Annotated in this window: 9 protein-coding genes; 6 read left to right on the top strand and 3 right to left on the bottom strand. The window is 70.6% G+C overall.

What is annotated here, in order from left to right:
• Positions 1-210: 210 nt before the first annotated feature.
• Complete coding sequence (gene mshD, locus WH07_RS25965) at positions 211-1,131, bottom strand: mycothiol synthase (protein WP_046504814.1); 921 nt, start codon at positions 1,129-1,131, stop codon at positions 211-213.
• Between the two features lie 212 nt (positions 1,132-1,343).
• Between mshD and WH07_RS25960 the strand changes: the two genes are divergently transcribed.
• The 4 genes from WH07_RS25960 to hemC all read left to right on the top strand — a co-directional run bounded on the left by WH07_RS25960 (position 1,344) and on the right by hemC (position 6,971).
• On the top strand, positions 1,344-3,149 hold the full coding sequence (locus WH07_RS25960) for a bifunctional metallophosphatase/5'-nucleotidase (RefSeq protein ID WP_046504811.1): 1,806 nt from the start codon (positions 1,344-1,346) through the stop codon (positions 3,147-3,149).
• A gap of 284 nt (positions 3,150-3,433) precedes the next feature.
• The gene (locus WH07_RS40500; RefSeq protein WP_198533890.1) at positions 3,434-4,717 is read left to right on the top strand and encodes a hypothetical protein; all 1,284 of its coding nucleotides are present in this window, start codon (positions 3,434-3,436) and stop codon (positions 4,715-4,717) included.
• A gap of 233 nt (positions 4,718-4,950) precedes the next feature.
• Complete coding sequence (locus tag WH07_RS25950; protein WP_046504805.1) at positions 4,951-5,847, top strand: phosphatidylinositol-specific phospholipase C; 897 nt, start codon at positions 4,951-4,953, stop codon at positions 5,845-5,847.
• Between the two features lie 188 nt (positions 5,848-6,035).
• Entirely contained in the window at positions 6,036-6,971 is a 936-nt protein-coding gene (gene hemC, locus WH07_RS25945) for a hydroxymethylbilane synthase (RefSeq protein ID WP_046504803.1), read from the top strand.
• Positions 6,972-7,120: 149 nt separating this feature from the next.
• Here hemC and WH07_RS25940 read toward each other — a convergent pair whose 3' ends face one another.
• A complete protein-coding gene (locus WH07_RS25940; protein WP_157877434.1) occupies positions 7,121-7,468 on the bottom strand; it encodes a hypothetical protein in 348 nt (115 codons plus the stop codon).
• Positions 7,469-7,518: 50 nt separating this feature from the next.
• Positions 7,519-8,061 carry a MarR family winged helix-turn-helix transcriptional regulator gene (locus WH07_RS25935; protein WP_063775830.1) on the bottom strand — a complete coding sequence of 181 codons (543 nt, stop codon included), beginning with the start codon at positions 8,059-8,061 and terminating at the stop codon, positions 7,519-7,521.
• A 158-nt stretch (positions 8,062-8,219) separates the two neighbouring features.
• On the opposite strand from WH07_RS25935, the gene WH07_RS25930 reads away from it, so the two are divergent.
• Together WH07_RS25930 and WH07_RS25925 are read left to right on the top strand one after the other, a co-directional pair.
• Positions 8,220-9,131 (top strand): SDR family NAD(P)-dependent oxidoreductase, encoded by a 912-nt coding sequence (locus WH07_RS25930; RefSeq protein WP_046504797.1) that lies wholly within the window; start codon positions 8,220-8,222, stop codon positions 9,129-9,131.
• A 108-nt stretch (positions 9,132-9,239) separates the two neighbouring features.
• Entirely contained in the window at positions 9,240-10,472 is a 1,233-nt protein-coding gene (locus tag WH07_RS25925) for a serine hydrolase domain-containing protein (RefSeq protein ID WP_046504794.1), read from the top strand.
• The last annotated feature ends 95 nt before the right edge of the window (positions 10,473-10,567 follow it).

Below are 10,567 nucleotides of genomic sequence, written 5' to 3'. Positions count from 1 at the left end.
AGGGTCCGGCGGGGCCACGGTCCGGGCCGGCCGGCCCGGGGTCCAGGGTCCGGCGGCCGGTGCGGTCGGCCTGGTCCGGGTCCGGCGGTCGCGTCGCGCGGGACGGGGCTCCGGGCGGGGGCGCACCGCCGCCCGCGCCGGGCACGGTGCCGGGCAACGTTGGCGCCCCGACGGGCCGGACCGTCGGCCGCCCCCCGCGCGGGGCCCGCGTCAGGACTCGGTGCGGTACATCAGGTCCACCTCGTGCGTGGCGAAGCCCAGCCGCTCGTACACCGTCACCGCCGCCGCGTTGTCCGCGTCCACGTACAGCATCGCCGTCGGCAGCCCTTCCGCCGCGAGATGCCGCAGCCCGATCGCGGTCAGCGCCTTCCCGAGCCCGCCGCCCTGCGCGTCCGGCCGGATCCCGACGACGTACACCTCACCGATCCGCTCCTCGGCGTGCACCTTGGTCCAGTGGAAGCCGACCAGCTCCCCGTCGCGCTCCGCGAGGAAGAAGCCCTTCGGGTCGAACCACGGCTGCGCCATCCGGTCGTCCAGGTCCCGCTGTGTCAGCGCGCCCTGTTCGGGGTGGTGCGCGAACGCCGCCGCGTTGAGCGCGAGCCAGGCCGCGTCGTCCTGCCCCGGTACGAACGTACGGATCGTGATCCCCGCGGGAAGCACCGCCTCGGGGACCGCCGACGGGTCCAACGGGCGGCGCAACTGCCGCAGTTCGCGGAAGAGCGTCAGCCCCAGCACCTGCGCGAGATGCCGCGCCGCCGACTTGCCGCCGTGTGCCCAGACCCGTAGCCGCTTCCCCGACGCCCCCAGCAACGCGGCGCCCAGCGCCCGGCCATGGCCCTGCCCGCGGTATCCGGGCCGTACGACCAGCTCGGCGGCCGGCGCCTCGACCGGGTCGGTGTCCTCCAGCTGCCCGTATCCGACGAGCACCTCGTCCACGCTCAGCAGGAAGTGCCGTACGCCCTCGCGGTGTCCGCCGCGCAACTGGAGCCGGCCCTGCTCGGAGATGGCCTGCACCCCGTCGGAGACACCGGCCTCGGCGAGCAGCGCGAGCACCTCCTCGGCCTGCCCCGGGGTGAGCGCGTCAAGAGTCAGAATCTGCCGGCCGGACTCGCGGGCTGCTGCGTCAGTCATAACCCGAGGGTACGGCGCCCCCGCTCTCCGGATCCGCCCACGCCCCGACAGTCCCCGCACCCCCAACGGCAACCAGGTCGTAACCCGGCACCCCCTGTCGCGCTACGCGCGTTGACCCTAGGCTGCCGGACGCAGTCTTCAACTCCCGACTTTTCACGATTCTCAATACCCTCAAAGCACTTCAGGCATACGTTCGATCCACAAGGGGACCGATGTCAGCGACACCGCACAAGAAGCGCGCGGCGCGGCGAGTGCTTGCCGCCGCAGCAGGGCTGGCGACCGTGGGCGCGCTGGTCGCCGCGATGCCCGCCGTCGCAAGTCAGGAAGGGAACAAGGGCCACCACAAGGACGACCTGGTGGAGGTTCAGCTTCTCTCCTTCAACGACTTCCACGGAAACCTGGAGCCGCCCGCCGGCTCTTCCGGGAACGTCAACGAGAAGCAGGCCGACGGTACGACCAAGGCGATCCCGGCCGGCGGTGCCGAATACCTGGCGACCTCGCTGCGCAAGGCCCGCGAGGGCCACAAGTTCTCCGTCACCGCGGCCGGCGGTGACATGGTGGGCGCCAGCCCGCTGCTGTCCGGCCTCTTCCACGACGAGCCGACCATCGAAGCGCTCAACAAGATGGAGCTCGATGTGACGGCCGTGGGCAACCACGAGTTCGACGAGGGCGCGGAGGAGCTGGGCCGTCTCCAGAAGGGCGGCTGTCACCCGACCGACGGCTGCTACGAGAAGGGGAAGAAGTTCAAGGGCGCCGACTTCCCGTACCTCGCCGCCAATGTGACGTACGAGAAGACCGGCAAGCCGGTCCTCAAGCCGTACACCGTCTGGAAGACCCACGGCATCAAGATCGGCTTCATCGGGGTGACCCTGGAGGGCACGCCGAACATCGTGACCGCCGAGGGCGTCAAGGGCCTCAAGTTCCACGACGAGGTCGAGACGATCAACAAGTACGCCAAGGAGCTGGAGAGCCAGGGCGTCAACTCGATCGTCGCGCTGATCCACGAGGGCGGCCTGCCGGCCTCGTCCGCGTACAACTACGACTGTGACAGCCCCGCCCCCGGCGGCGGCGTCTCCGGTCCGATCGTCGACATCGCCAAGGGCATCAGCCCGCAGGTCGACGCGCTGGTGACGGGTCACACCCACAACGCGTACGTCTGCACCATCCCGGACCCGGCGGGCAACCCGCGCATGGTCACCTCGGCGGCGTCGTTCGGCAAGCTGTACACGGACACCACGCTCACCTACGACCGCCGTACGAATGACATCGTGCGGACGAGCGTCGAGTCGGCGAACCACGTCGTCAGCCGTGACCAGCCCAAGGCGCAGGACATGACGGACCTGATCGCGCGCTGGAACAAGCTGGCCGCGCCGATCTCCAACACCCCGCAGGGCTACATCTCCGCGGACATCAACGGCCGTGGCGCGACGAGCCCCGAGTCCCCGCTCGGCGATGTGATCGCGGACGCGCAGCTCGCGGGCACGGCCCCGGCGGACAAGGGCGGCGCGCAGCTCGCCTTCATGAACCCGGGCGGCATCCGGGCGGACCTGGTCTACGCGGCGTCCGGCGCCGAGGGCGACGGTGTGGTGACGTACGGCGAGGCGTTCACCGTCCAGCCGTTCACCAACATGATGAACGTCTTCGACCTGACGGGTGCTCAGATCATCACCGCGCTCCAGCAGCAGGTGAGCGGCGCGAACGCGGCCTCCCCGAAGATCCTCCAGGTCTCGAACGGCTTCACGTACACCCTGGACATGACGAAGACCGGCGCGGACCGCGTCCTCACGGACACGGTCAAGCTGAACGGCGCGCCGATCGACCCGGCGAAGACCTACCGCGTCGCGATGAACGAGTTCCTCGGCGGCGGCGGTGACGGCTTCGCCGCGCTGGGCCAGGGCAAGAACAAGCTGGTCGGTCCCTCGGACCTGGACCTGCTGAACGCGTACCTCGCGGCCAACTCGTCGGCCCAGTCGCCGCTGGCGCCGCCGGCGGCCAACCGGATCACGATCATCCGCTAGTTCGGTGGTGCCGCTAGTTCCGGTGATGCCGGTGGTTCCGGTAGTTCCGGTAGTTCCGGTGCATGTGTAGGCAGGGAGTGTCCGCGAAGTAACGCCGTCCGCCTTCGGGCAGGGCGGGACTTCGCGGACACGCCCTTTTTTGATGCGTCTTCACGGGGTCCGTGGGGCTCGTACGGCGCAGTCGCGCGGTGCCGTACGGAGCCGTGCCGCCGGTTGTCACTCGTACGTGGGGCCGGGGCGCCGTTCCAGCCGGCCGCCCGTCCCCGGCGCTGGAAAATCCGCCCATGGGAACTGGGCGGCGGACGCGCCGAGTCGGTGTGCTCCATCTCGTGCCGGCGGCCGGCGGGATGGCCGGGGCCGGGGGTGTCGCCTTCCGGTTCGAACTGCCGGTGGCCGAGACCGTGGCGGCTCTGCTTCCGTCCGTGGGCGGGCTGTATCTGTCCTGGGCGGCCTTCCGGGCCGATCGGCGGGACGTGGCCGACGGTTACGACATGCCCCGGATCGCCGACCGGCTGGCGGTGGCCGTACGCGGGCAGTGGGAGTCCGAGGCACGGGTGCGGCGGCTGAACGATCCGTATCCGCTCCCGGTCTCCTGGCGGGCGGCCGATCCGGGATTCGGCGAGTCGTGGCCGCTCCTGCGGGAGATGGCCGGGGAGCGGCCGTCCGGCCGGTCGGCTCCGCCCTCCGGCTGGGCCACCGGGCCCGCCGGACTGGCCGGGACGGGCGCGGAGATCACCGAGGTGTTCCTCGAACGCGTGCCGACCCGCCGCCTGGTGGTCCGCGCGGAGCCTGGGGCCCCGCGCCGCAGGGCCTGGGACTGGCGCATGTGCGCCCTTGGATTCACCGCCGGGGCCGTCCTCTGGTTCTCCTTCCGCCTCAACTACGGCCCCGCCGCCGCGGCCGTCGGCGCCCTCGCCAACGGCACGGTCTACGCGCTGGCCGGCGGAGCCGTCGGCGCTCGCGCGAGCAGCCTGTCCGCACGCCGTCCGGACGCCATCCCGACCGTCCGCACCCGATGGGCCTGGGACTGGCGGGGCTTCTCGGTGGGTCTCGCGAGCGGCTCCACCATCGGCCTCACCCACTGGGCCGTCCTCAGGATCCAGTCGCTCCTCACCGGCACCCCCTCCTACACCTTCACAACGATGCTGTCGTTCTCCTGCGCGTTCGGGCTCGCCGTCGGAATCGCCCACGGCCTCGCCGGCAAACCGGCCGATCTCGCCACCTCCGTCGGACCGGCCGCCCTCCTGGAACAGGACCGGAGGATCTTCCGCAGGCTGTGGACCGTCGTCGGCCTCGCGGTCTGCGCCGCGTTCCTCCTCTGTTACGGCGTCGAGTACGTCGCACAGGGCGGGCTTCACTACGGTCTGGGCCGGGGGACCACGGGCGGCAAGGCGATCTCGATGAGCCCGCCCCACATCCTCGTCCGCGGCCTCGCCTACGGACTCACCGTCGGTCTCGCGGCGGCGCTCGGCCACAACGCCTGGTGGCACTGCACCCTCACGCGCCACCACCTGGCGGCCCGCCGGGACCCCCCGGGATCTGACCGCCTTCCTCACCGACGCCCATGAGCGACGCGGCGTACTGCGCCAGGTGGGAACGGTCCACCAGTTCCGGCACATCGACCTCCAGCACCACCTCGCCGCCCAGGGACGCCGGGCTCCGGGCCACCGACCTCCGTGCCGCTCTCCGCGCCGCCCTCCGTTCATTCCGCGGCCGTTCATCCGGTCCTGTTCCGCGTGTGACGTGTACCGGACATAATCCGAGGGCTGATCCCCCACACAGCAGACGGAGGCACCTTCGTATGAGCCGCGTGAGCACACACACAGGTACGCGCCGGGGCTTTCTGGCCGGCGCGCTCGCCGTTTCCGCCACCGCACTCATCGGCGCCGCGCCCGCCATCGCCGACTCGCGCCGGGCGTTCGCCCCGCAGGACTGGATGAGCGGCTTCGCCGACGGTACGCCCGTACAGCGGCTGACGATTCCCGGTACGCACAACTCCGGCGCCCAGGTCGGCGGGCTCTGGGTGGCCTGCCAGAACACCCGCATCGCCGACCAGTTGAACAGCGGCATCCGCTTCCTGGACGTACGCTGCCGGGCTTTCGACAACGCCTTCAGCATCCACCACGCCGCCTTCTACCAGAACCTGAACTTCGACGATGTCCTCGGCGCCTGCCGCGACTTCCTCCGCGCGCACCCCTCCGAGACCGTCCTGATGCGGCTCAAGCAGGAGTACTCGACGGAGAGCGACGCCGAATTCCGGCGGATCTTCGACACGTACCTCGACGGCAAGGGCTGGCGCTCCCTCTTCCGGCTGGACGGCAATCTGCCCACGCTCGGCGAGGCGCGCGGCCGGGTCGTGCTGCTCGCGGACAGCGGCGGGCTGCCGGGGGTGCGATACGGGGACGGCGCGCTGTTCGACATCCAGGACGACTACCAGGCCGAGCCGTTCGCCAAGTACCCGAAGATCGAGGCGCACTTCCGCAAGGCCGTGCAGCAGCCGGGCAAGCTGTTCATCAACTACGTCAGCACGGCGGCGCTGTTGCCGCCCCGCTGGAACTCCGACCGGCTCAACCCCCAGGTGCACACCTTCCTGGACGGAGCGGAGGCGAGCGGCTGGCGCGGGCTCGGGATCGTACCGCTGGACTTCCCGGCGACGCGGGCGGGTCTGGTGGAGTCGCTGATACGGCACAACGGGTGATACGGCACGGCGGGTAATGCGGCACAACGGGTGATATGACGCAGGAGGGCCGCCTCGTCGGTCTGAGGCGGCCCCGGGCGGGGTCGGGCGGCTCAGGCAGGGGATTCCCTCAACCTGTTTGTGGTACGTGAGAGTTGGGTATCCGGGTTGCCCACCGCGGCTCAAGTGCGACGGTCTATCGTGGCCCCATGTCCGTCCCTGAGCTGATCCGTATCGTCTCCCGTGACTCGCCCATGGCCCTCGCCCAGGTGGAGCGCGTCCGCGCCGAGCTGGCCGCGCTCCACCCCGGCACCGCCACCGAGGTCGTCCCGGTCAAGACCACCGGCGACAAGTGGATGGGCGACCTGAGCCAGGTCGAGGGCAAGGGAGCCTTCACCAAGGAGGTCGACGCCGCCCTGCTCGCGGGCGAGGCGGACCTCGCGGTGCACTGCGTCAAGGACATCCCCGCGGACCGCCCGCTGCCCGCCGGGACGACCTTCGCCGCGTTCCTCAAGCGGGACGACATCCGCGACGCCCTTGTCCACCCCGGCGGTCTCACTCTCGACGAACTCCCGGCCGGCACCCGGATCGGCACCTCTTCGGTACGGCGTATCGCCCAGCTCGCCGCCTCGCACCCGCACCTGGAGTGCGTACCGTTCCGCGGCAACGCCAACCGCCGCCTGGAGAAGCTCGCCGCGGGCGAGGCCGACGCCCTGCTCCTGGCCGTCTCGGGACTCGAACGCATCGGCCGTACGGATGTGATCTCCGAGGCCCTGTCGCCCGAGACGATGTGCCCGCCGATCGGCGCGGGCGTCCTCGCGCTCCAGTGCCGCGAGGACGACACGGTCCTGATAGACGCGATCAGCGGGCTCGGGGACCCCGACACTTACCGCGAGACGACGGCGGAGCGCATGTTCCTGCATGTCCTCCAGGGCCACTGCAACTCGCCCATCGCCGGTTACGCCAAGGCGCATCGCAACGGCGACCTCTCGCTGCGGGCCTGTGTCTTCACCCCCGACGGCAAGACCGTACTGAACGCACACGAATGGGCGGGCCCGCTCGACCCGGCGACCCTGGGCACGTCGGTGGCGGTCACGCTGCTCCGCCAGGGAGCACGCGAACTGATCGACGGCATCGCGCACTAGGTCCTGTCCGGGCAGACCTTGCCGGGAGGGGCGCCAGGTCCTGTCCGGCGGGCTTGCTGTCCGTAGGCCTATGCCGGCGGGCCTGCTGTCCGTAGGCCTGATGTCCGGCGGGTCGACGCAGATCCGCCGGACAGCGCTCGGGACGGTTGTCAGCCTCGGTGCTGACCTGCGCGGGCCTTGAAATTCTCCGGGACCCACTCGTGCCGGCAGAAACAGTCGCCGTCGCCGCGGTCCCCGACCTGGTTGTTCCGTGACAGCAGCGACTCGACATGCCCCCGGCCGCTGAAGCACTGGCGGTAACCGTTCTCGCCGTCGCGAGTATCCCGGCCCAAAGCCTCGGCCAGGTAACCGACGTTGTACAACGCGTCCGACGGTATGCGGGAGTTGAACCCCCGGCAGTACGCCCGGAACATGATCTCTTTGTGAGCGGGCTGCAAACCGTGGACGAGTCCGAACTCCACGAGACAGAGAGCGTCCTGCCGCATGTGCTGATACATGACCGCAGCCGTCGTACGCCGGATTGGTGCCGGCGCGCATCACAAACGTCCTAGGCCCTGGGAACCCGGTGCGGCCGTCCGCCATGGGGTACGTCGCGGGAGACGGAGGAGGCGGCTGTCGTCGCGGCGGAGGCAGCGGAGGCGGTTGTGGTCGCGGTGGCGGCGGCTGTGGCGGCCGCCTCGACGGCGTCGAGCAACGCGTCCAGATCGGCCCGCTGACCGGGCCCGAGGGCCCCGAACACCTGCCGCAGTATGTCCTCACCGGCGGCCGTTCCGGCGGCCAGCGCGGCCCTGCCCTCCGGTGTGAGGACGACGACCTTGCAGCGGCGGTCGTTCGGGTCGGAGGTCCGCTCGACCAGTCCGTCCCGCTCCAGCCCGTCCACGGCCTGGGTGACGGACCGGGGCGCGTAGCCCAGTTCCGCGGCGAGCGCCGCCTGCCGCAGTGCGCCATGACCCCCGAGCACCATCAGGACCTTGGTGCGGGCCAGCGACGGACCGGCGCCGCTCATGTGCTCATCGACGATTCTGCGCACCTGGTTCGCCAGGGAGAGATACCGCAGGCCGATCTGTTCCGGCCCGGAACCACTGCTCAAGGGATCGCTCCTCCATGCCGGAGAGTCTGCGTCAGGGATTTTGTGAGGTACCTCAGTGTGATGGTACGTTGTCGAGAAAAGATGAGGTACCTCACGATGTCGCTGATTCGCTGATTCGCCGACCTCACTCCTCACCGGCCAATGGAGCGGAGCCCCCGATGCACGACCGACCCGACCGACCCGACCGGCCTGACGGAGGACCCGGCCGAGCCGACCGACCCGTCATCGTCATCACCGGCGCCACGAACGGCATCGGCAGACTGGCCGCCCTCGAACTGGCCCGCCGCGGTGCCCGGCTGGGGATCGTCGCCCGCAGCCGGGCCAAGGCCGACGTACTGCGCCACGAGATCGAGGAAACCGCCCCCGGTACGCCGGTTGATGTCTTCCTCGCCGATCTGTCGCTGCTGGGGGAGGTCCGCAGGGCAGGGCAGGAGATCGCGGCCCGCTGTCTGCGGATCGACGTACTGATCAACAACGCCGGCCTGCACGCCTTCTCACAACGGATCACCGGCGAGGGGCTCGCCGAGATGACCGCGGTGAACTACCTCGCGCCCTGGGTCCTCACCGACACCCTGCGCGACACCGTCGTGGCCTCGGCGCCCGCCAGGATCGTCACCGTCGCCTCCGAGGCGTCCCGGCGCTCGGGCGGCGTCGTTCCGGCACGCGACCTCACGCTCACGGACGGCTACACCCGTCGTGAGTCGTCGCGGCTGTACGGGCGGACGAAGCTGATGGACGTCATGTTCAGCCAGGAACTCGCCCGCCGGCTGGCCGGTACCGGCGTCACGGCCAACTGCTGCGACCCCGGCTTCAACACCAGCGGCCTCGGGCGTGAACTGCCCTTCTCCGGACCGTTGGAGAAGATTCTGAACCGGCTCGGGGTAGGCGACCCCCGGCGCGGAGCCGGCATCGTCGTACGGCTTGCCACCGACCCCGCGTACGCCGACGTGACCGGTGGCTACTTCTCCGTACGGAACGGCGACCCGCTGGAATGCCCGGAACCCGGTCGTGACGCGGGTGTCCAGCGCGAGCTGTGGGAGAGAACCGCCGCGCTGCTCGAAGCCCGGTGATGCTGCTCGGTGACTGAGAATGCTCCTCGGCGACCGATGATTTCAGGCGGAGGCGGGGGTCTCTGTTTTCGTACCTGAGAAGCATGGACGAAGACGGAAGGTGGAGCGATGAGCGAGCTGCGCGCTGGGCTGGACAAGGTCCTGGGGAGGTACGTCACGGACGGGCCGGTGCCGGGAGCGGTGGCCCTGGTCGCCCGTGGCGATCAGGTCGACGTGCGGGCGGCGGGCTTCGCCGATGCCGAGGGCACCTCCCCGGTGGCCAGGGACTCGATCTTCCGTATCGCCTCGATCACCAAGCCGATCGTCGCCGCGGCGCTGATGATGCTGGTCGAGGACGGCCGTATCGCACTGGACGACCCGGTCGCAACCTGGCTGCCGGAGCTGGCGACGCCGAAGGTCGTCCGTACGCCCAGCAGCCCGGTGGACGACGTGGTCCCGGCCGTGCGGCCGATCACGGTGGACGATCTGCTCAGTTTCCGCGCCGGGTACGGTTTCCCCGCCGACTTCTCGCTTCCGGCGCTCGCCCCGCTGTTCAGCGACCTCAGGCAGGGGCCGCCGCAGCCGCAGCTCGTCGCGCCGCCGGACGAGTGGATGGCGACGCTGGGCCGTATCCCGCTGCTGCACCAGCCGGGGGAGGGCTGGCTGTACAACACCGCGTCGGACATTCAGGGCGTCCTGATCGCCAGGGTCGCGGGCCGCCCGCTGCCCGAGTTCCTGGCGGAACGGATCTTCGAGCCGCTCGGGATGACGGACACGGGATTCGCCGTACCGGCTGAGAAGCTCGACCGGTTCGTGAGCTACTACCGGGCCGATCCGGCAGGCGGCGAGGGAAGCGGTGCCGGAGGTGGTGCGGGAGGCGGCGGTCTCGAACTGGTCGACGAGCCCGACGGGCAGTGGTCCCGGCTTCCGGCGTTTCCCTCGGGCGCGGGCGGGCTGGTGTCGACGGTGGACGACTGGGTGGCGTTCGGCCGGATGCTGCTGGGGAGTGCCGGTGCCGGTGGCGGTCTCGGTACTGGTGGCGGTACGGCTGGTCGGCGTCGGCTGCTGTCGGAGGAGTCGGTACGGCTGATGACCACGGACCACCTCAGCCGCGCCCAGCGTGAAGCGGGCGCGCTGTTCCTTGAGGGGCAGGGCTGGGGCTACGGCGGCTCGGTCGACATCGAGCCGATCGAACCGTGGAACGTACGGGGACGGTACGGCTGGGTCGGCGGTACGGGCACGACGGCCCATGTCGTACCGTCCACCGGCACGGTTACGGTCATGCTCAGCCAGGTCGAGATGGCGGGCCCGACACCGCCGGACCTGATGCGCGACTTCTGGCGGTGCGCGACGGCGGGTTGAGGGCGGGTTGGGCGGGTTGAGGGTGGGGAACGGCGTTGCCGGGGCCCGTTACGGGCATTAGGGTCGTGCTGGTGACTGCCGGGTCGGCCATGGGC

It is taken from the genome of Streptomyces odonnellii (assembly GCF_000981895.1).
GTDB lineage: Bacteria > Actinomycetota > Actinomycetes > Streptomycetales > Streptomycetaceae > Streptomyces > Streptomyces odonnellii.
Note: the sequence above shows the minus strand (reverse complement) of the source record. Positions and strands in the feature narration are given on the sequence as shown.